This window comes from Kitasatospora sp. MAP12-44, from assembly GCF_029892095.1.
In the GTDB taxonomy this organism is placed as follows: Bacteria; Actinomycetota; Actinomycetes; order Streptomycetales; family Streptomycetaceae; genus Kitasatospora.
This window is the reverse complement of the sequence record NZ_JARZAE010000004.1, coordinates 1,845,491-1,870,840: the sequence shown is the minus strand read 5'-3', so window position 1 is coordinate 1,870,840 and position 25,350 is coordinate 1,845,491. Positions and strand designations below refer to the sequence as shown.

21 protein-coding genes and 1 pseudogene are annotated in these 25,350 nt (G+C 71.0%); 14 read left to right on the top strand and 8 right to left on the bottom strand.

The annotated features are described in order from the left end of the window. Window positions 1-40 precede the first annotated feature (40 nt). The 4 genes from P3T34_RS08980 to P3T34_RS08965 all read right to left on the bottom strand — a co-directional run bounded on the left by P3T34_RS08980 (window position 41) and on the right by P3T34_RS08965 (window position 4,521). On the bottom strand, window positions 41-1,027 hold the full coding sequence (locus P3T34_RS08980; protein ID WP_280665478.1) for a slipin family protein: 987 nt from the start codon (window positions 1,025-1,027) through the stop codon (window positions 41-43). Between the two features lie 267 nt (window positions 1,028-1,294). Beyond that, window positions 1,295-2,320, bottom strand: coding sequence for a PAC2 family protein (locus tag P3T34_RS08975; RefSeq protein WP_280665477.1), 1,026 nt, complete (start codon window positions 2,318-2,320; stop codon window positions 1,295-1,297). 218 nt (window positions 2,321-2,538) lie between these two features. Then, window positions 2,539-3,381 (bottom strand): SGNH/GDSL hydrolase family protein, encoded by an 843-nt coding sequence (locus P3T34_RS08970; RefSeq protein ID WP_280665476.1) that lies wholly within the window; start codon window positions 3,379-3,381, stop codon window positions 2,539-2,541. A 39-nt stretch (window positions 3,382-3,420) separates the two neighbouring features. Then, window positions 3,421-4,521: a hypothetical protein gene (locus tag P3T34_RS08965; RefSeq protein ID WP_280665475.1), complete on the bottom strand. Its 1,101-nt coding sequence runs from the start codon at window positions 4,519-4,521 to the stop codon at window positions 3,421-3,423. Window positions 4,522-4,634: 113 nt separating this feature from the next. Between P3T34_RS08965 and P3T34_RS08960 the strand changes: the two genes are divergently transcribed. Together P3T34_RS08960 and P3T34_RS08955 are read left to right on the top strand one after the other, a co-directional pair. After that, window positions 4,635-5,330 carry a VC0807 family protein gene (locus P3T34_RS08960; RefSeq protein ID WP_280665474.1) on the top strand — a complete coding sequence of 232 codons (696 nt, stop codon included), beginning with the start codon at window positions 4,635-4,637 and terminating at the stop codon, window positions 5,328-5,330. Between the two features lie 47 nt (window positions 5,331-5,377). Beyond that, window positions 5,378-6,010 (top strand): DsbA family protein, encoded by a 633-nt coding sequence (locus P3T34_RS08955; RefSeq protein WP_280665473.1) that lies wholly within the window; start codon window positions 5,378-5,380, stop codon window positions 6,008-6,010. A 49-nt stretch (window positions 6,011-6,059) separates the two neighbouring features. Here the strand turns inward: P3T34_RS08955 and P3T34_RS08950 are convergent, their stop codons facing one another. Continuing rightward, window positions 6,060-7,103 carry a hypothetical protein gene (locus P3T34_RS08950; RefSeq protein WP_280665472.1) on the bottom strand — a complete coding sequence of 348 codons (1,044 nt, stop codon included), beginning with the start codon at window positions 7,101-7,103 and terminating at the stop codon, window positions 6,060-6,062. A gap of 212 nt (window positions 7,104-7,315) precedes the next feature. Between P3T34_RS08950 and metH the strand changes: the two genes are divergently transcribed. The 3 genes from metH (at window position 7,316) to P3T34_RS08935 (ending at window position 13,554) form a co-directional block, all read left to right on the top strand. Then, on the top strand, window positions 7,316-10,837 hold the full coding sequence (metH, locus tag P3T34_RS08945) for a methionine synthase (protein WP_280665471.1): 3,522 nt from the start codon (window positions 7,316-7,318) through the stop codon (window positions 10,835-10,837). A gap of 127 nt (window positions 10,838-10,964) precedes the next feature. Continuing rightward, window positions 10,965-11,669 (top strand): HAD family phosphatase, encoded by a 705-nt coding sequence (locus P3T34_RS08940; protein WP_280665470.1) that lies wholly within the window; start codon window positions 10,965-10,967, stop codon window positions 11,667-11,669. A 262-nt stretch (window positions 11,670-11,931) separates the two neighbouring features. Continuing rightward, window positions 11,932-13,554 (top strand): ABC transporter substrate-binding protein, encoded by a 1,623-nt coding sequence (locus P3T34_RS08935; RefSeq protein ID WP_280665469.1) that lies wholly within the window; start codon window positions 11,932-11,934, stop codon window positions 13,552-13,554. Window positions 13,555-13,606: 52 nt separating this feature from the next. Here P3T34_RS08935 and P3T34_RS08930 read toward each other — a convergent pair whose 3' ends face one another. Further along, window positions 13,607-14,278 carry a response regulator transcription factor gene (locus P3T34_RS08930; protein WP_280665468.1) on the bottom strand — a complete coding sequence of 224 codons (672 nt, stop codon included), beginning with the start codon at window positions 14,276-14,278 and terminating at the stop codon, window positions 13,607-13,609. After that, the gene (locus P3T34_RS08925) at window positions 14,279-15,205 is read right to left on the bottom strand and encodes a RecB family exonuclease (RefSeq protein WP_280665467.1); all 927 of its coding nucleotides are present in this window, start codon (window positions 15,203-15,205) and stop codon (window positions 14,279-14,281) included. 209 nt (window positions 15,206-15,414) lie between these two features. Between P3T34_RS08925 and P3T34_RS08920 the strand changes: the two genes are divergently transcribed. The 3 genes from P3T34_RS08920 (at window position 15,415) to P3T34_RS08910 (ending at window position 18,425) form a co-directional block, all read left to right on the top strand. Further along, window positions 15,415-16,620, top strand: coding sequence for a site-2 protease family protein (locus P3T34_RS08920; protein ID WP_280665466.1), 1,206 nt, complete (start codon window positions 15,415-15,417; stop codon window positions 16,618-16,620). 48 nt (window positions 16,621-16,668) lie between these two features. Next, complete coding sequence (locus tag P3T34_RS08915) at window positions 16,669-17,625, top strand: tRNA (adenine-N1)-methyltransferase (RefSeq protein ID WP_280665465.1); 957 nt, start codon at window positions 16,669-16,671, stop codon at window positions 17,623-17,625. A gap of 161 nt (window positions 17,626-17,786) precedes the next feature. Next, window positions 17,787-18,425, top strand: coding sequence for a hypothetical protein (locus P3T34_RS08910; RefSeq protein WP_280665464.1), 639 nt, complete (start codon window positions 17,787-17,789; stop codon window positions 18,423-18,425). 28 nt (window positions 18,426-18,453) lie between these two features. On the opposite strand, the gene P3T34_RS08905 is transcribed toward P3T34_RS08910, so the two are convergent. Continuing rightward, window positions 18,454-18,768 carry a ferredoxin gene (locus P3T34_RS08905; RefSeq protein WP_280665463.1) on the bottom strand — a complete coding sequence of 105 codons (315 nt, stop codon included), beginning with the start codon at window positions 18,766-18,768 and terminating at the stop codon, window positions 18,454-18,456. A gap of 252 nt (window positions 18,769-19,020) precedes the next feature. On the opposite strand from P3T34_RS08905, the gene arc reads away from it, so the two are divergent. The 6 genes and pseudogenes from arc (at window position 19,021) to prcA (ending at window position 25,227) form a co-directional block, all read left to right on the top strand. After that, window positions 19,021-20,787: a proteasome ATPase gene (gene arc, locus P3T34_RS08900; protein WP_280665462.1), complete on the top strand. Its 1,767-nt coding sequence runs from the start codon at window positions 19,021-19,023 to the stop codon at window positions 20,785-20,787. 245 nt (window positions 20,788-21,032) lie between these two features. Then, on the top strand, window positions 21,033-22,544 hold the full coding sequence (gene dop, locus P3T34_RS08895; RefSeq protein ID WP_280665461.1) for a depupylase/deamidase Dop: 1,512 nt from the start codon (window positions 21,033-21,035) through the stop codon (window positions 22,542-22,544). 233 nt (window positions 22,545-22,777) lie between these two features. Further along, a complete protein-coding gene (locus tag P3T34_RS08890; protein ID WP_280665460.1) occupies window positions 22,778-22,996 on the top strand; it encodes a ubiquitin-like protein Pup in 219 nt (72 codons plus the stop codon). A gap of 6 nt (window positions 22,997-23,002) precedes the next feature. Then, a pseudogene (locus P3T34_RS08885) lies at window positions 23,003-23,527 on the top strand (endonuclease VII domain-containing protein); the annotation flags it as partial. 20 nt (window positions 23,528-23,547) lie between these two features. After that, window positions 23,548-24,390 (top strand): proteasome subunit beta, encoded by an 843-nt coding sequence (gene prcB, locus P3T34_RS08880; protein ID WP_280665459.1) that lies wholly within the window; start codon window positions 23,548-23,550, stop codon window positions 24,388-24,390. A gap of 48 nt (window positions 24,391-24,438) precedes the next feature. Next, complete coding sequence (gene prcA / locus P3T34_RS08875) at window positions 24,439-25,227, top strand: proteasome subunit alpha (protein WP_280665458.1); 789 nt, start codon at window positions 24,439-24,441, stop codon at window positions 25,225-25,227. The last annotated feature ends 123 nt before the right edge of the window (window positions 25,228-25,350 follow it).

The following is a 25,350-nucleotide window of genomic DNA, read 5'->3' as shown; positions in this document are numbered from 1 at the left end:
CGGCGGCCCTTCTCGCTGTCGAGCGCCTGCTCCTAGCTCGTTAGCCCTTGGCCGACGGGTCGTCCGCCTCCAGGACCTCCAGGTCCGCCGCCACCTCCGCGTCCGCCTCGGCCACCGCCCGCATCGCCGCGTGCAGCGCGTCCTGCAGCGCTTCGGCGGTCGCCGGGCCTTCGACGGCGGGGGCGGTGCCGTTCGCCGATGCCACCTCCGGGGGCGCCGGTGCGCCCTGCTCGGTGGACGGCGCCGGCTTCGCGAGGTTGACCTTGGTCGCGCTGTCCAGGAAGCGCAGCAGCTCGACCGGGAAGGGCAGCACCAGCGTCGAGTTCTTCTCGGCGGCGACCTCCACCACAGTCTGCAGCAGCCGCAGTTGCAGCGCCGCCGGAGTGGCGCTCATGATCGCGGCGGCCTCCGAGAGGCGGGCCGACGCCTGGAACTCGCCGTCCGCGGTGATGATCCGGGCGCGCCGCTCGCGGTCGGCCTCGGCCTGCCGGGCCATCGAGCGCTTCATCGACTCGGGCAGCGCGACGTCCTTGATCTCCACCCGGTCGATCCGCACGCCCCAGCCGAGCGCCGGGCTGTCCAGCATCAACTCCAGGCCCTGGTTGATCGGTTCGCGGTTGGCCAGCAGGTCGTCCAGCTCGCTCTTGCCGATGATCGAGCGCAGTGAGGTCTGCGCGACCTGCGAGATGGCGAACTGGTAGTCCTGCACCGCCACGGCGGCCCGGACCGGGTCCTCCACCCGGAAGTAGACCACCGCGTCCACCCGGACGGTCACGTTGTCCCGGGTGATGCCCTCCTGGGCGGGGATGGGCATCGTGACGATCTGCATGTTCACCCGCTGGATGTGGTCGGCGATCGGCATCAGCAGCACCAGACCGGGCTGGCGGATCTCCTCGCGCACCTTGCCGAACCGGAAGACCACGCCGCGCTGGAACTGCTGCACCACCCGCAGGCTCAAGCCCACCACGACCGCGGAGGCACCGGCCAGTCCGGCCAGCGCTCCCAGCACCGCATCCACGATCACCATGTCGTCACCTCGGCCCCACGCGGCTCCGAGCTTCCACGGTACTCCCGCCGGTACGCCGCCCGCCCGGGTCTGCACCGGGTCGCCGAAGCGGGTCGCTGCACCTGGTCGCCGTACTCCGGAGATCAAAAATGGTCTAGACCCTTGACAGCTCCCGTCCGGGCGGGTGGACTGGAGCCGACCGATGACCGGCGGCTGCCCGACGCCGGTCATCGGTCCTGAACCGCCGTGCTCCTGACGGCGGTTCAGGCGGTAGTCAGTCCTCGCGAGTCAGTCCTCGCCGCGCTCCTCGCCCGCCTCGCGGGCGGCCGTCCCGTCGCCGGGCTCGACCGGCTCCGCGGTGTCCACCGCCTCCACCGCCTCGGTGGGATCGGTGGGCTCGGCGGCCTCGCTCGCCTCGGGCGAGCGCTCGGCCAGGGCCCGCCCGCTCACCGGCTTCTCGCCGGTCGGCCCCTGGTTCTCGCGGCGCCGCAGGTAGCGTTCGAACTCGCGTGCGATCGCATCGCCGCTCGCCTCCGGGAGCTCGGCGGTGTCCTGGGCCTCCTCCAGCTGCTGCACGTACTCGGCCACCTCGGTGTCCTCGGCGGCCAGTTGGTCCACGCCCAGCTGCCAGGCGCGGGAGTCCTCGGGCAGGTCGCCCGGGGGGATCCGCAGGTCGAGCAGGTCCTCCAGCTTGTTCAGCAGCGCGAGGGTGGCCTTGGGGTTGGGCGGCTGCGCCACGTAGTGCGGCACCGCGGCCCAGAGCGTCACCGCGGGCACGCCGGCGTGCGCGCAGGCCTCCTGGAGCACCCCGACGATGCCGGTCGGGCCCTCGTAGCGGCTCTCCTCCAGGTCGAGCGTGCGGGCCAGGTCGGCGTCGGAGGTGACCCCGCTGACCGGGACCGGACGGCTGTGCGGGGTGTCGCCGAGCAGCGCGCCCAGGATCACCACCAGCTCGACGCCCAGCTCGTGGGCGAAGCCCAGCAGCTCGTTGCAATACGAACGCCAGCGCATGCTGGGCTCGATGCCGCGGACGATCACCAGGTCCCGGGTCTTCGGCTCGGTCACCCGGACCACGGACAGCCGGGTGGTCGGCCAGGTGATCCGGCGGACCCCGCCGTCCAGCCAGACCGTGGGGCGGTTGACCTGGAAGTCGTAGTAGTCCTCCGCATCCAGGGCGGCGAAGACCTTGCCGCCCCAGGTCTCGTCCAGATGTCCGACCGCTGCCGAGGCGGCGTCGCCCGCGTCGTTCCAGCCCTCGAAGGCGCAGACCATGACCGGGTCGATCAACTCGGGAACATCTTCCAGCTCGATCACCCAGCGTCTCCCTCCGGCCGGCCCGGCCGTGTCCCGCGCCTGCGGGCCGGTGACCGGCTGCCGACTGTTTCTGCCTCGCGTGGAACGCTCCGTTCCACGGTCCTACCTGCCCAGCCTACCGGGATATATCCGCTGGGCTGCGGGGTTAAGCAGTCCCGGGGCGGCCCGAAAAGCGGTGGCGCGAAAGGCCCGTCATGGCGTACGGACGCCGCCGCGGCCTACCCGGTGACTGCCGTGGCGACGGTCGGCAGGTAGCCGAGGGACTGCCCGTCGGCGGTCGGGTGGAAGGACTCCCACAGCGGGGTGAGGACGATCCGGTTGATCCACTCCGGGCCGTGCGCGGTGCAGATGCCGTGGCCGGCGAAGGCGGGGCGCGGGTCGGCGAAGCGGAAGCGATCGCCCTGCGCCGCGGTGCGCTGGCGCAGTACGTCGTCCAGCTGGTCGGTCAACGCGTTGAAGCGCTTGCGCTCGGACGTGGTGGCGACGAAGCAGGTGGTCCCGGTCTCCAGCAGATGCGGATAGCCCGTCACCACCACGCGGGCCGACGGCTGGGCCTGGCCGATGCCGGTCAGCAGCCGGTCGAGCGCGCCGGGCAGCTGGTCCCGCAGCAGCTGGGTGGAGTGGTCCAGCGCCTGGTTGCACTTGCCCTCGGTGGTGAACGGCTGCAGGCAACTGGTCACCGCGTCCACGAAGTCCAGGTCGTTGCCGCCCACGGTCAGCGTGACCAGGCCCGCCGTCCCGGTCGGGACGGCGGGCAGCTGGTCGCTCAGCACACTCGCGGCGGTGGCGCCGGTGCACGCGACGTCCTGGAAGGCCGAGGGCTTGGCGCGGGCGGCCAAGAGCGCGGGGTAGCCGCGGGTGCTGCGGTGGCAGTCCCCGCCGGCCTGGTCGTACGCACCGGCGCCCACCCCGGCGGCGTAGGAGTCACCGAGCGCGGCATACCCGGTCGCCGGTGCGGGGGAGTCGGCTGTGGGAGAGGCGGCCGCTGGGGAGGCCGCGCCGAGCAGCAGCAGCGCGGCGGCCGTCAGGGCGGCGAGGAGCTTGGGACGCACAAGGATCATGGCCACGCATCGTAGCGGAGCGTGCGCACACCGTGATTCTTAAAGCGCGCGCAGCCAGGCCGAGACCTGCTTGGCGACGTTCTCGCCGATCCGGCCGACCGTCGCGGCGATCTCCTCCAGGTCCGCCAGTGGGAAGGGGCTCGTGCCCGGCTCGCCCGGCTCGCTCGGCGCCGCGACGACGGTGCCCCGGTAGCCGACCGCGCCCTCGTTGACGCGCTGCGACCAGCCGAGGAACGACGCGCCGCAGTCGATCAGGCCGATCGAGGCCGAGCAGCCGCGCTGGTCCGACCAGTTGATCCGCTCCAGCGGCGCGCCGCCGGTCGCCAGGATGAGCGTCAACGGGCCGCCCTGGTGCCAACGCCCGCCCCAACCGGCCTCGGTGGCGAAGCGCAGCACCTCCTGGGACCTGCTCCGGGCGGGGAAGGCGGTGCGGCCGGTGAGGTCGCCGCGCAGCTCGAACCAGTCGCCGTCCTGGTCGCGCAGCTGGCCGTAGAAGGTGAAGAGCTCGGTGCCGAAGCTGACGGACGCCTCGACGCCCTCGACATCGCGCCAGCCCAGCTGCGCCGGCAGCCCGCGCTCGCCGCTGTCGAGGTACACCCGCAGCGGCGGCCCGGGCTCCCAGCTGTCGCCGTCCGCCGCACGCCGGTAGGTGTCGTAGGTGAGGAGCGACTCCTCGGCGGCGTCGGCCAGCCATGCGCGCTCGGCGCCGTCGCGGTCCGCCACCGACTCCAGCAGCACGCGGTAGAGCCAGAGCTGCGACCTGGCGTCGTCGCCGGACCGCAGGCGCAGCGTGTTGCCGCCCGGGCGCAGCAGCGCCCGCGGGACGGCGACCACCGTCTCGTGCGGCAGGTCCCCGCCGCCGGCTATCCGGTGGTCGGCCAGCAGCGCGGCGCCGTTCACCGTCACCTCCAGCGGCGCGTACCCGAGGCGCGCGCCCAACTTGGAGACCAGCGCGCGGATCTTGAGCGTGAGCTCCTCGGGCAGGGCGTCCGCGTCGACCGGTACGTCGAAGTCGATCTCCACCGCCCCACCGGCGCCGAGCGCGAGGTGGTCGCGATCGGCCGAGCACTTCTCCGTGCGCGCCTCGGCGTTGCCCCTGCGCAGCTCCGGGGTCGAGAAGTCAACGAATACGGGATCCATGTCAGTCTCCAAAGAGCGGCGGTGAGTTGGCTGCGATCCGACCCTGGGACTGTAACCCGCCGCACTGTCGCCGCCGGGTTTCACCCCCGCCCGACCGAGGCAGGAGCCCACCCATGCGAGCACCGTCGAGCGGACCTCCCAGCAGCCGAACCAGCAGCCGAACCAGCAGCCGAGGCGTGCTGCTCAAGACGCTGTGGGACGTGGCGGCGCCGATCGCCCTCTACTACGGGCTGCGCGCGGCGGGAATGAGCGTCTTCGCCGCGCTGCTCGTGGGCGCGCTGCTCCCGCTGGCGACCACGGCGGTGCAGTGGGTCCGGCAGCGGCGGTTGGACGCGATGGCGTCGTTCGTGGCGGCGGTGATGCTGCTCGGGCTCGCGGCCACCCTGGTCAGCGGCAGCACCCGCTTCATGCTGGCGAAGGACGGCTGGGTGACGGGCGTGGCCGGCCTGCTCTTCCTGGCCTCGGTGCGTGCCCGGCGCCCGCTGGTCTTCCTCGGGGGCCGACCGCTGTTGGAGGGGCGCTGGCGCTCCGACGGCACCTCCTGGGACGTCCTGTGGGAGCGTGAGCCGGCCTTCCGCCGGATCTGGCGGGTGTCCACGGTGATCTGGGGTGTCGCCATGCTCGTGGACGCGGCGGCCCGGATCGTGATGGCGTACACCCTCCCGGTGGACGCCGTCCCCGGACTCGGCGGCCTGCTCTGGCCGGTCACCCTGGTGCTGCTGCAACTCGTGAACGGCGTCTACTACGAGCTCGCGGGCCTCTGGCGGATCACCGCCGGAACCACCCCGAATGGCCCGCCAAGCCCGTAGTCCAATGGCCCTGACTCCGAACCTGGCGGCCCTCTATTGTTGAAGGTATGACGACTTCCGAGCAGACCGCCGCCGCCCCCACCAAGGTCGACTTCTACTTCGACCCGCTGTGCCCCTTCGCCTGGATCACCTCGCGCTGGATCCTGGAGGTCGAGCAGTACCGCGATCTGGAGCTCAACTTCCGGGTGATGAGCCTCTCCGTCCTCAACGAGAACCGCGAGGGCCTGCCGGAGAACTACCGCGAGATGCTGGACCGCGGCTGGGGCCCGGTCCGGGTCTGCATCGCGGCGGCCGAGCAGCACGGTCCCAAGGTGCTGCGCGACCTCTACACCGCGCTCGGCACCCGGATCCACAACGAGCAGAACAAGGACTTCTCCGTGGTCATCCCGCAGGCGCTCGCCGAGCTCGGCCTGCCGGCCGAGCTGGCCGATGCCGCCCAGAGCACGCAGTGGGACGAGGCGCTGCGCCGCAGCCACCACGAGGGCATGGACCCGGTCGGTGAGGACGTCGGCACCCCGACCATCCACATCGACGGCGTGGCCTTCTTCGGCCCGGTCCTCACCGCCATCCCGCGCGGCGAGGACGCGCTGCGCGTCTTCGACGGCGCCCGGCTGCTGGCGAGCTACCCGAAGTTCTTCGAGCTGAAGCGCACCCGCACCGGCGAGCTCGACTTCAGCTGAGCGAACCGCAGTTGACGGCCCGTCAGCCCAAAAGCTGACGGGCCGTCAACTAACCCTCCCGGCACCAGATCTCCCGGTAGGCGGCCCAGTCCCCGGCGGTGGCCGTGAAGTCGGCGTACATCGCCACCCCGAAGCCCTGCCGGCCCACCGCCGTGCGGCTGAGCCCCAGCCGTACGCCGCGCAGCGCCGCGCCGACCGTCTCGGCCGAGCCGCGGTGGCCCCACGAGTTCGCGTAGTACGCCGGCAGGCCCATCAGCACGTCGGTGCCCGCCGGGGCGGCCTCCAGCGCGAGCGCGGTCTGCTGGGCGACATAGCCGCTGTAGAGCGACTGCACCGGCATCCCGGTGTCGTACGACATCACCGCCACCTGCTCCACCCGCCGCGCGACCTGGCCGAAGTACGCCTGCGACCACCACTTGGGGTGCCCGGTGAGCGCGCCCGGCACGGTGTGCAGCGCGGGCAGCGGGTCGATCTGCGGGGTGGCCACCGACAGCGGCACCGCGCGCGCCGCCGTCACCGCGTGCACCTGGTCGAGCAGCGCGAGGTACCCGCTGTCGCCCGAGTGCACCGGCTCCAGGTCGAGGTGCACCCCGTCGAAGCCGGCGTCCAGCACCTGGCGGGCCGAGACGGCGATCCGGTCCCGGACGGCGGGACTGTCCAGCTGCAGCCCGGCGTCCTCCGGCTCGACCACATCGCCGAGCCACGCCTGCACCCGTACGCCCGGCAGCTCCCGGTGCACCGCGTCCAGCAGGGCGCGGGCCTGCGGGTAGCGCGCGGCAGGCAGCGAGCCGTCGTGCTCCAGCGGCCCGGCGTGCACATAGAGGTCGTGGACGCCGCCGCGCACCAGCTGCGGCAGCGCGGCCAGCTGGGCCGGACCCTTGCTCCCGTCCACCCACGCGTGGCCGAGCCAGACGGCGTCCCGCCCGCGGGTGACGGCCTGCGTCGAGGGGGTGCCGGCGGCCTCCAGGCGCAGCGCCAGAGCGGCCGAACCGACCGGGAGCACCAGCACCGCGACCAGCGCCAGCGCCCCGCCCGCCGTCCGCCGCCGCCAGGCCGGCCAGCCGCGCCACCTGGCGCCCCACCGACCGCGCAAGCCGCCCCACCGACCGCGCAGGCCGCGCCACCTATCGCCCCACCTGCGCCGCAATCGCCCGTCCGGCCGCACATCGCCTCCCCTTGCCAGTGAACCGCCCACCATACGGAATGGACGGTGGCAATCGGCCGGTGCGGTTACGCTGACGGCGTGCACCCCCGTTTCCGAGGGGAGCGCATAGCCGACAGCCGTCGCATCCAGGGAGTAGCCCCATGGCAACCAGTGTCCCCAATGCCGCCCAGCAGAGCCGCGCCACCGCGCTGCGGGAGGCCCTCGCCACCCGGGTCGTCGTCGCCGACGGTGCGATGGGCACCATGCTCCAGGCGCAGGACCCCACCCTGGAGGACTTCCAGGACCTCGAAGGCTGCAACGAGGTCCTGAACATCACCCGACCCGACATCGTGCGCTCGGTGCACGAGGCGTACTTCGGCGTCGGCGTGGACTGCGTGGAGACCAACACCTTCGGCGCCAACCATGCGGCGCTGGCCGAGTACGACATCCCCGAGCGGGTCTTCGAGCTCTCCGAGGCCGGCGCCCGGATCGCCCGCGAGGTCGCCGACACCTTCGCCACCGAGGACCGCCCGCGCTGGGTGCTGGGCTCGATCGGCCCGGGCACCAAGCTGCCGACCCTCGGCCATGCCCCGTACCAGCTGCTGCGCGAGGGCTTCCGGCAGAACGCGGCCGGCCTGATCGCCGGCGGCGCCGACGCGCTGCTGGTGGAGACCAGCCAGGACCTGCTGCAGACCAAGGCCGCGGTCCTGGGCTGCAAGCTGGCGCTGGCCGACGCCGGCCTCGACCTGCCGATCCTGGCCCAGGTGACGGTGGAGACCACCGGCACCATGCTGCTCGGCTCGGAGATCGGCGCGGCGCTGACCGCCCTGGAGCCGCTGGGCATCGACTACATCGGCCTGAACTGCGCCACCGGCCCGGCCGAGATGAGCGAGCACCTGCGCTACCTGTCCAAGAACGCCCGGATCGGCCTGTCCTGCATGCCGAACGCGGGCCTGCCGGTGCTCGGCAAGGACGGCGCGCACTACCCGCTGAGCCCCGAGGAGCTCGCGGACGCCCACGACACCTTCACCCGCGAGTACGGCCTCTCGCTGGTCGGCGGCTGCTGCGGCACCACCCCCGAGCACCTGCGCCAGGTGGTCGACCGCGTCCGGGGCCGCGAGGTCGCCGCCCGCGACCCGAAGCCTGAGCCGGCCGCCGCCTCGCTCTACCAGTCCGTCCCGTTCCGCCAGGACACCTCCTACCTGGCGATCGGCGAGCGGACCAACGCCAACGGCTCCAAGAAGTTCCGCGACTCGATGCTGGCCGGCGACTGGCAGGCCTGCGTGGAGATCGCCCGCGAGCAGATCCGCGATGGCTCCCACCTGCTGGACCTGTGCGTGGACTACGTCGGCCGGGACGGCGTGGCCGACATGAAGGAGATCGCCGGCCGGCTCGCCACCGCCTCCACCCTGCCGATCGTGCTGGACTCCACCGAGACCGACGTGCTGCGCGCGGGCCTGGAGCTGCTGGGCGGCCGCGCGGTGCTGAACTCGGTCAACTACGAGGACGGCGACGGCGCGGACACCCGCTTCGGCAAGGTCGCCGCACTGGCCCGCGAGCACGGCGCCGCCGTCATCGCGCTGACCATCGACGAGCAGGGCCAGGCCCGCACCGCCGAGACCAAGGTCGCCATCGCCGAGCGGCTGATCACCCAGCTAGGCGAGGAGTACGGCATCGCCGAGCACGACGTGATCGTCGACTGCCTGGCCTTCACGCTGGGCACCGGCCAGGAGGAGTCCCGGCGCGACGGCATCGAGACGATCGAGGCGATCCGCGAGCTCAAGCGCCGCCACCCGGCGGTGCAGACCACGCTGGGCCTGTCCAACATCTCCTTCGGGCTCAGCCCGGCGGCCCGCCAGGTGATCAACTCGGTCTTCCTCAACGAGTGCGTGGAGGCGGGCCTGGACTCGGCGATCGTGCACGCCTCCAAGATCCTGCCGATGGCCCGGATCCCTCAGGAGCAGCGCGAGGTCGCCCTCGACCTGGTCTACGACCGCCGCCGCCCGGCCACCGACACCGAGCCGGCCTACGACCCGCTGCAGCGGCTGCTGCAGCTCTTCGAGGGCGTCAGCGCGGCGTCCAGCGCGGCCTCCAAGGCGGAGGAGCTGGCCGCCCTGCCGCTGGAGGAGCGCCTGCAGCGCCGGATCATCGACGGCGAGCGCAAGGGCCTGGAGGCGGACCTGGACGAGGCGTTGACGCTGCGCCCGGCGCTGGAGATCGTCAACGACACGCTGCTGTCGGGCATGAAGGTGGTCGGCGAGCTGTTCGGCTCCGGCCAGATGCAGCTGCCGTTCGTGCTGCAGTCCGCCGAGGTGATGAAGACCGCGGTGGCCCACTTGGAGCCGCACATGGAGAAGTCCGATGACGAGGGCAAGGGCACCATCGTGCTGGCCACCGTCAAGGGCGACGTGCACGACATCGGCAAGAACCTGGTCGACATCATCCTGTCGAACAACGGCTACACCGTGGTCAACCTCGGCATCAAGCAGCCGGTCTCGGCGATCCTGGACGCGGCCGTCGAGCACCAGGCCGACGTGATCGGGATGTCCGGGCTGCTGGTGAAGTCGACCGTCATCATGAAGGAGAACCTCCAGGAGCTCAACCAGCGCAAGCTGGCGGCCGACTACCCCGTCATCCTTGGCGGCGCCGCGCTGACCCGCGCCTACGTCGAGCAGGACCTGCACGAGATCTACGACGGCGAGGTCCGCTACGCCCGCGACGCCTTCGAGGGCCTGCGGCTGATGGACGCGCTGATCGGCGTCAAGCGCGGGGTGCCGGGCGTGGTGCTGCCCGAGCTGAAGCAGCGCCGGCACGCCCGGGTGGAGGTCGAGGAGCCGGAGGAGGTGAACCTCGGCCAGATCCGCTCGGACGTCGCCGTCGACAACCGGGTGCCGGAGCCGCCGTTCTGGGGGGACCGGATCGTCAAGGGCATCCCGTTCGCCGACTACTCCTCCTGGCTGGACGAGGACGCGCTCTTCAAGGGCCAGTGGGGCCTGAAGGCGGCCCGCACCGGCGCCGGCCCGAGCTACGAGGAGCTGGTGGAGACCGAGGGCCGGCCGCGGCTGCGGATGTGGCTGGACCGGCTGCAGACCGAGGGCTGGCTGGAGCCGGCCGTGGTCTACGGCTACTACCCGGCCGCCTCCAAGGGCGATGACCTGCTGGTCTACAACCTGGACGGCAGCGAGCACACCCGCTTCACCTTCCCGCGCCAGCGCCGCGGCCGCAGGCTCTGCCTGGCCGACTTCTTCCGCCCGGAGGAGAGCGGCGAGCGCGACGTGCTCGGCCTGCAGGTGGTCACCATGGGCAATCGGATCTCCGAGGCCGCCAATGAGCTGTTCAAGGCGGACGCCTACCGCGACTACCTGGAGTTGCACGGCCTGTCCGTCCAACTCGCCGAGGCGCTGGCCGAGTTCTGGCACGCCCGGGTCCGCTTCGAGCTCGGCTTCGGCGACGAGGACCCGCAGGACGTCAAGGACATGTTCGCCCTGAAGTACCGCGGCGCCCGCTTCTCGCTGGGCTACGGTGCCTGCCCCGAGCTGGAGGACCGCGCCAAGATCGCCGAGCTGCTCAAGCCCGAGCGGATCGGTGTGGTGCTCTCCGAGGAGTTCCAGCTGCACCCGGAGCAGTCCACCGACGCGATCGTCATCCACCACCCGCAGGCGACGTACTTCAACGCGCGGTAACCCGCAGGTCGCGCGGCGTTTGGCGGGCTGCGCGTATCCTGGACGACCCCGTACGGGCCGACTCGCGCACCAGCGCGAGTCGGCCCGCACCATCCCGGGGGTCGCGCGCAGTGAAGGGACGTGTCCAATGACCAGCATCGACACCATCACCCCGGCCCTGGAGCAGTCCGGCGGCCAGGGCCTGCAGGCGGTGCTGCTGGACATGGACGGGACGCTGGTGGACACCGAGGACTTCTGGTGGCAGGCCGAGGCCTCGCTCTTCGCCGAGCTCGGACACCCGCTGGACGAGTCGCACCGGGTGCACTGCGTGGGCGGCCCGATGAGCCGGGTGGTCGCCTACCTGCTGGACGCCACCGGGGTGCAGCTCGCCCCTGCCGAGTTGAGCACGCTGATCAACCAGCGCTTCGTCGAACTGCTGGACGGCGGCGCGCCGCTGATGCCCGGCGCCGCCCGGCTGCTGGCCACGCTGGCCGAGCACGCCATCCCCACCGCGCTGGTCTCCGCCTCGCACCGCCACATCATCGACCTGGTGCTGAAGAACCTCGGCGACCACCCGTTCGCCTTCTCGGTCTCCGGCGACGAGGTGGCCCGCACCAAGCCGCACCCGGACCCGTACCTCGCGGCGGTGGCCCGGTTCGGCGCCGAGCCGGGGCGCTGCGTGGTGATCGAGGACGCCCCGCTGGGCGTGCAGGCCGGCGAGGCGGCCGGCTGCCCGGTGATCGCGGTGCCGTCGGTCGCGCCGATCGGGCCGGGCCCGGGCCGCACGGTCTTGGCGTCGCTGGAGGAAGTGGATCTCGACCTGCTGCGCTCAGTGGTGGCCGCCCGGGTGTGACGCTCGTCTCACTTGCGATCCGCCCACGGGGTAACAGATCACGGGCAGCCGGGAGAAATCGGGCATTGCGCGACAACTCGGCTGGCGCCGTGCCGTGCTGGGGCGCCGTCGGCAGGGAGGGGTGACGGCGGCACAGGGGTCGTGTGGCAGGCTGCGTGGGTCTATCCCGACATGTTCGAGCGTCGTCTGCGAAGCACCCCATCCGGGCCGCCGACGGCTGCTCACCGGCACCCCCAGGCCGGCCAGCACGGAGAAGGAACGCATGACTTCAGCCATACGACGCGCACCCGGCCGGATGGCCGCGGTGGGCTGCGCGCTTCTGGTCGCCACCACCGTCTCGGGCTGCGGCTCGGTGCAGTCGGCAGTGGGCGGCGGCGGCAGCAGCAGTGCCATCACGATGGGGACCACCGAGGTCACCAGCGTGCTGGATCCGGCCGGCGCCTACGACCAGGGCGCCTGGCTGATCCTCAACAACACCTTCCAGTCGCTGCTGAGCTTCCCGGTCGGTGCCACCTCCCCGCAGCCGGACGCCGCGCAGTCCTGCCAGTTCACCGGCGCCGACGCGATGACGTACCAGTGCACCATGCGGTCGGGCCTGACCTTCTCCAACGGTCACCCGCTGACCGCGCAGGACGTGGTCTTCTCGATGAACCGGATGAAGTCGATCAACGACCCCAACGGTCCGGCCGGGCTCTTCGACACCGTCAAGTCGGTGGAGGCGCCCAGCGACAGCGTGGTGGTCTTCCACCTCACCCAGCCCGACGCGGTGCTGCCCGACAAGCTCGCCAGCGGCGCCGGCTCGATCGTCGACCACAGCGTCTTCCCCGCAAACAAGGAGCTGCCGAACGCCCAGGTGGTCGGCTCCGGTCCTTACAAGATCGACTCGATCGACGAGATGACCGGCTCGGACGGCGCCAAGGCCCCCGGCAAGATCGTCATGTCGGCGAACAGCCACTACCAGGGCGACGAGAAGCTCAACAACTCCAAGTTCACCGTGCGCTTCTTCAACACGCCGGTCGAGCTGAAGACCGCGCTGGACGCCGGCGACGTCGACCTCACCGACAACAGCCTGGACCCCAATGTCTCGGCCCAGTTGGAGGCCGACCAGCAGGCCGGCAAGGGCAACTACAAGGTGGCCGTGGGCGAGGGCAGCGACACCCGCTTCCTGCTCTTCAACACCAAGGACCAGACCACCGGCCAGCTCGCGGTGCGCCAGGCAGTGGCCCAGCTGATCGACCGGGACGCGTTGATCAGCAACGTCTACGCGCGTACCGTCGAGCCGCTGTACTCCGTGGTGCCGCAGGGCATCGGCGGCCACACCACCGCCTTCTTCGACAAGTACGGTGACCCGGACCCGGCCAAGGCCAAGGCGATCCTGTCGGCCGCCAAGGTCCAGCTGCCGGTCAAGCTCAGCCTGACCTGGTCGCGGGCCTCCGCCCAGGGCGCCGAGTCGGCGGAGATCAAGAAGCAGCTGGAGGCCAGTGGCCTGTTCCAGGTCACCGTCCACCAGGAGGCCGACTGGACGGCCTTCAAGAAGGGCTGGGCGGACGGCAGTTACCAGGCCTACACGGCCGGCTGGACCGCCGACTACCCGGACGCGGACGACTTCGTGGTCCCGCTGGTGGTGGGCGGCGGTGCCTACCACACCGGCTACGACAACGCGCAGATCACCCAGTCGCTGGTCCCGCAGACGCTGACGCAGGCCGACCGCAGCGCCGCGGCCGGCACCTACGGCACCATCCAGAACATCATCGCGGACACCGTGCCGATGGTGCCGCTCTTCCAGAACAAGTCGTTCTACGTCTCGCGCAACAACATCACCGGCGTCGAGAGCACCATCGACAGCACCGGCGTGTTCCGCTTCGCGAACATCGGCCGCAGCTGACCCAACGTCGAAGGGGTGCCCCGCAGTTGTGCGGGGCACCCCTTCGGCGTGGTTACAGCGCGCCGGGGCGCACCAGCCCGCTCTCGTAGGCGTAGACCGCCGCCTGCACCCGGTCGCGCAGTCCCAACTTCGTCAGCACATGGCCGACATGGGTCTTCACCGTGGTCTCGCTGACGAACAGTTCGCCGGCGATCTCCGCGTTGGACAGCCCCCGCGCCACCAGCCGCAGGACCTCCATCTCGCGCTCGGTCAGCGTGCTCAGCGCCGGCGAGGGCGTCTCGTCGCCGGACGGCAGCCGGGTGGCGTAGAGGTCCAGCAGCCGCCGGGTGATCGAGGGGGCGAGCATCGCCGCGCCGTCCGCCACCACCCGGATCGCCTGCACCAACTCCTCGGCCGGTACGTCCTTGAGCAGGAAGCCGCTGGCACCGGCCCGCAGCGCCTCCACCACGTACTCGTCCAGGTCGAAGGTGGTCAGCACCAGGACCTTCACCGGGCCGTCCCGCCCGGGCCCGGCGATCCGCCGGGTGGCCTCCACCCCGTCCATCCGCGGCATCCGGATGTCCATCAGCACCACGTCGGGCTGCAGCGCCCGCACCTGCTCCAGCGCCTGCTGCCCGTCCCCGGCCTCACCCACCACCACCAGGTCGGCCTCGGCCTCCAGAATCATCCGGAAACCGGTGCGCAGCAAAGGCTGGTCATCGACCAGCAGCACCCGGATCGCCACTTAGGACTCCTCGCTCATCTGCTCGCTCATCTGCGTGTTCGATACCTCGCCGATCGATCCCTCGCCGATCGCGGGCTCGTTCCGCGCCGGCGGGATCACGGGAAGGGGGTAGAGCGGCGGAGTGCCCCCGAACTCCGGACAGCTCTGCTGATGGTCGCACCAGTCGCACAACCGGTTACGGGTGGCCGGGAACTCTCCGGTGGCGACCGCCCGGCTGATCGTCTCCCAGAGCGCCAGCAGCTTGCGCTCCACCGCCAGCAGGTCGGTCTCGTCGGGGTCGTAGCTGACCACGTCGCCGCCCCCACCGAGGTAGACCAGCTGCAGCCGCTTGGGGATCACGCCCTTCCAGCGCCAGACCACCAGGGCGTAGAACTTCATCTGGAACATCGCCTTGCCCTCGAAGTCCCGCGAGGGCGCCCGGCCGGTCTTGTAGTCCACCAGCCGCACCTCGCCGGTGGGAGCGACGTCCACCCGGTCGATGTAGCCGCGCAGCTTCAGGCCCGACTCCAGCACGGTCTCCACGTACAGCTCGCGCTCGGCGGGCTCCAGGCGGGTCGGGTCCTCCAACCTGAACCACTGGCCGAGCAGCTTCTCGGCGTCCCCCAGCCAGCGGGCCAGCACGGCGCCCTCGGGATCGTCGGCGAACAGCTCGGCGAGCTCCGGGCGCTCGCCCAGCATCCGCTCCCACTGCGGGCGCAGCAGCTCCCTGGCCCGGTCCGCGGTGCGCTCGGCGGCGGGGTGGTCGAAGAGCCGCTCCAGCACGGCGTGCACCACGGTGCCCCGGGTCGCCGCCGCGCTGGGCGGCTCCGGCAGCTTGTCGATCACCCGCAGCCGGTAGAGCAGCGGGCAGGTCAGGAAGTCCCCGGCACGGGAGGGGGAGAGCCCGGTCGGGGGCACGGCCCGGCGGGCGGTCTCGGTCGGCTGCATGGACCCGACCCTATGGGGTCCGGCCGTCATCCGGCTGTCAGGGCGCTCACAGCCCGGTCCGGTGCTGGTGGCCGAGGGCCCCGGGTGGGTAGGACACTTGGTGACAGGGGCGTCCCGCGGCCGTGGCCGGAGATCACGTAGCGTGGGGAAGCCACCCGCCCGGCAGGGGAGCGGGACAAGGGCGGGGACGACGACCTGAAGGGGTCACGGTGAGCGACACCACGGGTCAGCAGACCTCCAAGCAGCCACCCGGGAAGGACGGGCCCCCGCAGGGGCCGGTTCGTCCCGGCGGCGGCATCCTGATGGGCCGCCCGTTCGGCGTCCCGATCTACGTCACGCCCACCTGGTTCCTGATCGCCGGCCTGATCACCTGGATCTTCGGCGGGCAGCTCGCCAACGTGCTGCCCGGGCTCGGCGCCACCCGCTATCTGGTCGCGCTCTCCTTCGCGATCGCCTTCTACGGCTCGGTGCTGGTCCACGAGCTCGCTCACACCTTGGTCGCACTGCGCTACAAGCTGGGCGTACGGCGGATCCAACTGCAGTTCCTCGGCGGCATCTCGGAGATCGAGCGGGAGGCGGAGACCCCGGGCCGCGAGTTCTGGCTGGCCTTCGTCGGACCGCTGCTCTCGCTGGTGCTCGGCGGCATCTGCTGGGGCGCGCTGCAGTTCGTCGAGACCGACACCGTCCCCGGCGTGCTGATCGCCGGTCTCGCGGTCTCCAACCTGGTGGTCGCGGTCTTCAACCTGCTGCCAGGCCTGCCACTGGACGGCGGCCGGATGCTGCGCGCGGTGGTCTGGGGGGTGACCGGCCGCCCGATGGCCGGCACCGTCGCCGCCGCCTGGGCCGGGCGGGTGCTGGCCCTGGCCGTGCTGTTCGGCCTGCCGGCGGTCAGCGCCGCCCGTGGCGGCAACCGGTCCTCGGGTGACGCGCTGCTGGACACCGTGCTCGCCGCCGTGCTGGCCGTGGTGATCTGGAACGGCGCCGGCGCCGCCGTGCGCAACGCCCGCCTGAAGGCCGCGCTGCCCGGCCTGACGCTGCGCAGCCTCACCCGCCGGGCCGTCTCGGTCAGCGCCGACACCCCGCTCGCCGAGGCGCTGCGCCAGGCCCGCGAGGCGCAGGCCGGCGCCGTCCTGGTGGTCGACGGCTACGGCGAGCCGGCCGCGCTGGTCAAGGAGGCCGCGGTGCTCCAGGTGCCCGAGCAGCGCCGCCCCTGGGTCGCGGTCGGCGCCCTCGCCCGCTCGCTGGAGCCGGGGATGCGCCTCGCCGGCGACCTCAGCGGCGAGGATCTGCTGAACGCCCTGCGGGCCACCCCCGCCAGCGAGTACCTGGTGGTCGAGGCGGACGGCTCGGTCTACGGCGTGCTGGCCGTGCTGGACGTCGAACGCCGGCTCACCGCAGCCGTCACCGGCCGTTGAGACTTCTGGTGGTCGGGGGCTGGTCCCGGTTCCCTTAGGATTGTCCTTATGTCCGAACCGACCGGTGCCACCCGCAGGCGGGGGCCATTCACGGTCGGGGATCAGGTTCAGCTGACCGACCCCAAGGGCCGCCACTACACGTTCACGCTCGAAGCCGGGAAGAACTTCCACACCCACAAGGGTGCGTTCCCGCATGACGAGTTGATCGGCGCCCCCGAAGGCACGGTCGTGCGCACCACGGGGAACGTTCCCTATCTCGCGCTGCGCCCTCTGCTCCCCGACTACGTCCTGTCCATGCCCCGCGGCGCCGCCGTGATCTACCCCAAGGACGCGGGTCAGATCCTGGCGATGGCCGACATCTTCGCCGGCGCCCGCGTGGTCGAGGCCGGCGTCGGCTCCGGCGCGCTCAGCACCTACCTGCTGCGCGCGGTCGGCGACACCGGCATGCTGGCCTCCTACGAGCGCCGCCAGGACTTCGCGGACATCGCCCGCAAGAACGTCGAGCGCTACTTCGGCAGCCCGCACCCGGCTTGGAAGCTCACCGTCGGCGACCTGCAGGACAACCTGGTCGAGGACGACGTCGACCGGATCATCCTGGACATGCTCGCCCCCTGGGAGTGCCTGGACGTCGCCGCCAAGGCGCTCGTCCCCGGCGGCCTGCTCTGCTGCTACGTGGCCACCACCACGCAGCTGTCGCGCACCGTCGAGGCGCTGCGCGAGCACGGCAACTTCACCGAGCCGCAGTCCTGGGAGACCATGGTCCGCACCTGGCACGTGGAGGGCCTCGCGGTCCGCCCGGACCACCGGATGATCGGTCACACCGGCTTCCTGCTGACCTCCCGCCGGCTCGCGGACGGCGTCGAGCCGCCGCTGCGCCGCCGCCGCCCCGCCAAGGGCTCGTACGGCGAGGACTACGACAGCGGCACCCCGGAGCCCTCGCTCGCCGAGCGCGCGGCCGCCCGGGCGGCCACCCGCGAGGACAACCCCGTCATCGAGCAGGACTGACCCCGCAACGACCTCACCACGAAGGGCGGCGCCCACGGCGCCGCCCTTCGGCGTACCCGGCGCGTGACCCGGCTTGTGACCCGGCGGCCCGGTGCCGAACCACCGCCTCTGATGTGCGACGATGCTGGCAACACGGACATCCTGCCGGTGGAGGGGCCCCCTTGGCGGACGACGCAGTGCACGAGTCAGCGACCGGTATAGCGCCCGCCCGGCCGCCCGAGCCGGTCGCGGGCCGACCCGACACCACCCCCGCGCACGCCCGCCCGGGCCTGCTGCACTGGAGCGTCGTCCTGGCCGCCTGCGTGGCCGTGGTGGCCGCCGCGCTGGCCGGCGGCAGCGCCAGTGGCACCGTCACCGCCGCCCCGACCGGCGCTCCCGAGCCCGTCCCGACCGCCCAGGCGCCCGACCCCGCCCAGGCCGTGCTGCCGCTGGACTGCGGCCCCTTCCCGGTCAAGGTCTCCGTCAGCTTCGCCGCCGACCTCGGCGACGGCACCCCCAGCACCGTGGTCGCCGCGCACTGCGACGCCGACAACGGCACCCCGCCGGACGGCGTCTTCGTCCTGGGCGCCGGCGCCGACGGCCACCCGGTGGTCCGCGACACCCTGGTCTCCTGGCAGGAGAACCTGACCGTGACCCGGCTCGCCCTGCGCAGCGACGGCGTGCTCACCGCCCAGGCCCGCGGCTACTCCACCGCCGCCGTGCCGCGCTGCTGCCCCGACCTCACGGTCTCGCTCAACTGGACCCGCAAGGGCGGCTCCTACGTCCGCACCCAGACCAGCGCCCCGTCGGCCACGGCCTGACGGGGCGCCAGCGCGGGCGATCGGCCGCTCAGTCGGCGTCCGGTCCGTAGACCTCGACCCGGTCGCTCACCCGGCGGACGTGGATGCAGTCGCCCGGGCACTCCTTGGCCGAGTCCACCACGTCCTGAAGGAGCGTCAGCGGGACCGGCGCGCTGTCGCCGGGCTGCTGGCGCAACTCGTCGTCCTCGCCCTTCACATAGGCCAGGCCGTCGATGTCCAGCTCGAAGACCTCCGGCGCGTACTGGACGCAGATGCCGTCACCTGTGCACAGGTCCTGATCGATCCACACCTCGAGGGGCTCGCCGACCGCTGCCCCACTGGTCGCCTCGCTGGTCACCGACATCGTCTCCTGCCGTTCTGTCCGCTTGTCCGACGATCCGTCCAGGAGGAACGGTCACGATCGGGTATTGACTTGCTCGACGATACATCTGCCCGCTTTCCGACGGTGTGCGGTGGGTATCTCTCTGCCAGAGGGGAAGCACACACGGGTGAAGATCGGACACACCCCTTCCGTCTTTCTGATCTAGGGGTTTAGCCGGCCCCTGGTCCAGGTAGGGTCTGGAAGCATCCCGCTCCCCAGGAGGAGGTGAGGACCGTGGCAGCCCACGATGACGACTACAACCGCACGGCAGGCAAGCCCGCTCGTGGTTCCGACGAGGCCGCACAGGTCTCGTACCTCGAGCAGGAGATCGCTGTCCTGCGCCGCAAGCTCGCCGACTCGCCGCGCTCGTCGAGAATTCTCGAGGACCGGATCGTCGAGCTCCAGACCAACCTGGCCGGAGTCTCCGCCCAGAACGAACGGCTCGCCTCCACCCTGCGTGAGGCCCGCGACCAGATCGTGGCCCTCAAGGAAGAGGTGGACCGGCTGGCCCAGCCACCCGCCGGGTTCGGCACCTTCCTCAGCCAGAACGAGGACGGCACCGCCGACATCTTCACCGGCGGGCGCAAACTGCGCGTCAACGTCAGCCCCAGCCTCGAACTCGACGAGCTGCGCCGCGGCCAGGAAGTACTCCTGAACGAGGCACTGAACATCGTCGACGCCTTCGAATTCGAGAGCATCGGTGACATCGTCACCCTCAAGGAGGTCCTGGAGGACGGCGAACGCGCGCTGGTCACCGGGCACACCGACGAGGAGCGGGTGGTGCGGCTCGCCGAGCCGCTGCGCGACATCATGCTCCGCCCCGGCGACTCGCTGCTGATGGAGCCGCGATCCGGCTACGTCTACGAGGTGGTCCCGAAGTCCGAGGTCGAGGAGCTCGTCCTCGAAGAGGTCCCGGACATCGACTACCGGCAGATCGGCGGTCTGCACGCCCAGATCGAGATGATCCGCGACGCGGTCGAGCTGCCCTACCTGCACGCCGAGCTCTTCAAGGAGTACGAGCTGCGCCCGCCCAAGGGCGTGCTGCTCTACGGCCCGCCCGGCTGCGGAAAGACCCTGATCGCCAAGGCGGTCGCCAACTCGCTGGCCAAGAAGGTCGCCGAGGTCACCGGCCGGCCCCAGGGCAAGAGCTACTTCCTCAACATCAAGGGCCCCGAGCTGCTCAACAAGTACGTCGGTGAGACCGAGCGGCAGATCCGCCTGGTCTTCCAGCGCGCTCGTGAGAAGGCCAGCGAGGGCACCCCCGTGATCGTCTTCTTCGACGAGATGGAGTCGCTCTTCCGCACCCGCGGCTCCGGTGTCAGCTCGGACGTGGAGAACACCATCGTCCCCCAGCTGCTCGCCGAGATCGACGGCGTGGAGGGGCTGGAGAACGTCATTGTGATCGGCGCCTCCAACCGCGAGGACATGATCGACCCGGCGATCCTGCGCCCGGGCCGGCTCGACGTCAAGATCAAGATCGAGCGTCCGGACGCCGAGGCGGCCAAGGACATCTTCTCCAAGTACCTCAAGACCTCGCTGCCCTTCCACCCGGACGACCTCAAGGAGCACGACGGGTCGCTGGACAGCACGGTCGCCGCCATGATCCAGGCGGTCGTGGAGCGGATGTACACCGAGACCGAGGAGAACCGCTTCCTGGAGGTCACCTACGCCAACGGTGACAAGGAGGTCCTGTACTTCAAGGACTTCAACTCCGGCGCGATGATCCAGAACATCGTCGACCGTGCGAAGAAGATGGCCATCAAGGACTTCCTCGACCACGGCCAGCGCGGTCTGCGCGTCTCCCACCTGCTCGCCGCCTGCGTGGACGAGTTCAAGGAGAACGAGGACCTGCCCAACACCACCAACCCGGACGACTGGGCCCGGATCTCCGGCAAGAAGGGCGAGCGGATCGTCTTCATCCGCACGCTGGTCACCGGAAAGCAGGGCGCCGAGTCCGGCCGCTCCATCGACACCGTGGCCAACACCGGCCAGTACCTGTAGAACGAGGAAGTACCAGCACCACCTGTGCGACGACACGCTCCGACACCCCGTCCGGCCGTGTGCCCCCGGGCCCACGGCCGGACGGGGTGTCTGGCACACCGGGGCCCGGACAGCCCCGGACCGTCGGCGCAGCGCACCAGGCACCACCCGCGGCCGGCCCGCCGGACGGTCCGTCAGCCGCGGCGCACAGCAGGGACGTCGGTGTCCCGCCCGCTCGGGGCGGGGCGACGGGCAAGGAGGGCCGCATGACCGTAAGGCGCGTGATGGGCATCGAGACCGAGTACGGCATCTCCGTACCCGGGCACCCCAACGCCAACGCCATGCTCACCTCGTCCCAGATCGTCAACGCGTACGCCGCGGCGATGCACCGGGCGCGCCGCGCCCGCTGGGACTTCGAGGAGGAGAACCCACTGCGGGACGCCCGGGGTTTCGACCTCGCCCGCGAGGTGGCGGATTCCAGCCAGCTCACCGACGAGGACATCGGCCTGGCCAACATCATCCTCACCAACGGGGCCCGCTTCTACGTGGACCACGCGCACCCCGAGTACAGCTCGCCCGAGGTCACCAACCCGCGCGACGCGGTGCTCTGGGACAAGGCCGGCGAGCGGATCATGGCCGAGGCAGCCGCCCGCGCCCTGGAACTGCCCAACGGGCAGACCATCCACCTGTACAAGAACAACACCGACAACAAGGGCGCCTCCTACGGCACCCATGAGAACTACCTGATGCAGCGGGCCACGCCGTTCGCCGACATCGTCCGCCACCTCACCCCGTTCTTCGTCTCCCGCCAGGTGGTCACCGGCGCGGGCCGGGTCGGCATCGGCCAGGACGGCTCCGCCAACGGCTTCCAGATCAGCCAGCGGGCCGACTACTTCGAGGTCGAGGTCGGCCTGGAGACCACCCTCAAGCGCCCCATCATCAACACCCGGGACGAACCGCACGCGGACGCCGAGAAGTACCGCCGGCTGCACGTGATCATCGGCGACGCCAACCTCTCGGAGATCTCCACCTACCTCAAGCTCGGCACCACCTCGCTGGTGCTGGCGATGATCGAGGCCGGCTTCATCGCCGTCGACCTCGCCGTCGACCAGCCGGTGCGCACCCTGCACCGGGTCTCCCACGACTCCTCGCTCGAACACCTGATCGTGCTGCGCAGCGGCCGCAAGCTGACCGCCGTCCAGCTCCAGATGGAGTACTGCGAGCTGGCCCGCAAGTACGTCGAGGACCGCTACGGGCACGACGCCGACGAGCAGACCATTGACGTGCTGGCCCGCTGGGAGGACGTGCTCGGCCGCCTGGAGCGCGACCCGATGAGCCTGTCCAAGCAGCTCGACTGGGTCGCCAAGAAGGAGCTCCTGGAGGGCTACCGCCAGCGCGACGGCCTGGACTGGGACAACCCCCGGCTGCACCTGGTCGACCTCCAGTACAGCGACGTGCGGCCCGACAAGGGCCTCTACAACCGCCTGGTGGCGCGCGGCCGCTTCGAGCGCCTGGTCACCGAGGAAGAGGTCCTGCGGGCCGCCCACAAGCCCCCGGAGGACACCCGGGCGTACTTCCGCGGCCGCTGCCTGGAGCAGTACGCGGAGCACGTCGCGGCGGCCTCCTGGGACTCGGTCATCTTCGACCTGCCCGGCCGCGACTCCCTGCAGCGGGTCCCGACCCTGGAGCCGCTGCGCGGCACCCGCAACCACGTCAAGGAACTGCTGGACCGCTGCCGCACCGCCGAGGACCTGGTCCGGGTGCTCTCCGGCGGCTGATCCCGTGCGCGGGCGATCACCACGGGTGAACACCCCGCTGAAGGGGAATCATCCAGGTGACGTCCGGACGTTGAACAGGGTGAGGACGCAGGACGCACGCAGGACCAGGGTCGACGCGGCACCCATACCGCGGATACCACGCAAACGGGCAGCGCCAGTCGCACCCGGTGTATAGGGTCTGAGCAGCAAGCTTGGACCAACCGTGCCAGACGAATTCGAGCGGGGTGAGGGACATGGCGACCAAGGACACCGGCGGCGGCCAGCAGCGGGCGAACCGCTCCTCCGAGGAGGTCGAGGAGCAGACTGCGGAAACGCAGAACTCCGAGGAGCTCAAGGAGCGCCAGGAAAAGCTGAGCGACGACGTGGACGCGGTATTGGACGAAATCGACGAAGTGCTCGAGTCGAATGCAGAGGACTTTGTTAGGGGATTTGTCCAGAAGGGTGGGCAATAGTCCCCAATGTCCGATTCGGTAAATCGGGCGTGGTGCAGCCGCTGTCAGCAATGGCTCGAGTGCGGAGCGTTCGCGCGCAATCGGTCGATGAAGAGTGGTCTTCAGGCATATTGCCGCGAATGCTCCGCGCGTTATTACGACGCTCGACAGCAGGCCAAAGGGAAAGTGGTCAGGCCGCGCGTCGAGGTGCCGGAAGGGCACAAGCGGTGCCCCGACTGCGAAGAAGTGAAGCCGCACAGCGAATGGGACAGGAACGCGCGGCAGCCGAGCGGTCTTGCGCCCTATTGCAAACCGTGCCGGTCCGCGCGTAATCGCGAGAGCTATTTCCGGCGCACGTACGGCATGACCGAGGCCGACCTGCAGGCCATGCTCGCCGAGCAGCGCCACCTCTGCGTGATCTGTCTGGAGAAGCGGGCGGAACATGTGGATCACGACCACGAAACGGGTAGGGTCCGTGGCATCCTCTGCTTCGCGTGCAACGCGGCACTGGGGCAGATGAGGGACCGGCCCGACGCGCTCCGGCGGGCTGCCGACTATCTGGAAGGAATCGTGTGGAAGCCAACACTCGTGGCACCGGGCGTCTACCGGCTGCCTTCCTCACCCCGGGATCCTCGTCGTTCATCGAGTTCCTGGCGGACCATTCGCCGGAACTGCTCCCCGGACGGCGTCCGCTCCCCGCGGGGCTGACCGTCGATGCGCCGCACGGCACCACTATCGTCGCGGCGGTCTTCGACGGCGGGGTGGTGATCGCGGGTGACCGCCGGGCCACCATGGGCAATGTGATCGCGCAGCGCGACATCGAGAAGGTCTTCCCGGCCGACGAGTACAGCGCGGTCGGCATCGCCGGCACCGCCGGACTCGCGGTCGAGATGGTCCGGCTCTTCCAGCTGGAGTTGGAGCACTACGAGAAGATCGAGGGCGCCGTCCTCTCGCTGGAGGGCAAGGCCAACCGGCTCACCACGATGATCCGGGGCAACCTGGGCATGGCGATGCAGGGCCTGGCCGTCGTCCCGCTGTTCGCCGGCTACGACCTGGACCTCGGTCGCGGCCGGATCTTCAGCTACGACGTCACCGGCGGCCGCTCCGAGGAGCGGGGCTTCACCGCCACCGGTTCCGGTTCGATCTTCGCGCGGGGCTCGCTGAAGAAGCTCTACCGCGACGACCTGACGGGTGACGAGGCCGCCACCCTGGTCGTCCAGGCGCTGTACGACGCCGCCGACGACGACTCGGCGACCGGTGGTCCCGACCTGGCGCGCAAGATCTTCCCGATCGTCTCGCTGATCACCGAGGACGGCTTCCGCAGGCTGTCCGACGACGAGGTGTCCACGATCGCGCACTCGATCGTCGAGCACCGCAACACCCGTCCGAACGGCCCGCAGGCCCCCCTGCTGTAGTCCGCCAGCCCCACACCCCACCCACCTGACAGAAGGGGACGACCGCCGGTGTCCACACCGTTCTACGTCTCGCCTCAGCAGGCCATGGCGGACCGCGCGGAGTACGCCCGCAAGGGCATCGCGCGCGGTCGCAGCGTGGTCGTGCTCACCTACGCCGACGGCATCGTCTTCGTGGCCGAGAACACCTCCCGGGCGCTGCACAAGGTGTCCGAGATCTACGACAAGATCGCCTTCGCCGCGGTCGGCCGCTACAACGAGTTCGAGAACCTGCGGATCGGCGGCGTCCGCTACGCCGATCTGCGCGGCTACTCCTACGACCGGGCCGATGTGACGGCCCGTGGGCTGGCCAACGTCTACGCCCAGACGCTGGGCACCATCTTCTCCTCGGTCGGCGAGAAGCCGTACGAGGTGGAGCTGATCGTCGCCGAGGTGGGCAAGGCCACCGAGGACGACCAGATCTACCGGCTCACCCCGGACGGTTCGGTGGTGGACGAGCAGAACACCGTCGTGGTCGGCGGCAACGCGGACTCGATCGGGACGTACCTGGAGCAGCGCCACCAGCCGGGCCTGAGCCTGGCGGAGGCGCTCAAGGTGGCCGTCGAGTCGCTGGCCCGGGACCCCAACGGCGGCTCGCCGCGCACCCTCACGCCCGAGCAGCTGGAGGTGGCCGTGCTGGACCGCCACCGGCCCCAGCAGCGCAAGTTCAAGCGGATCCTGGGCGGCCAGCTGGCCCGGCTGCTGAGCGGCGACGAGTCGGCCGCCGCGGAGGACGCCGGCGACGCCGACGGCAAGGGCGCGGGCGGCAAGAAGGGCCCGGCCGGCTCCGCCGACGAGTAGCGCGGCAGTCACCGTGCCCGTGGGGTGCGACGCCCATCGGCGCCGCACCTCACGGGCACGCGCACATCCGAACCCGTTCGGTGGGTTTCGATTATCGTGCTCCGATTGGCGCAGCCGAAACGG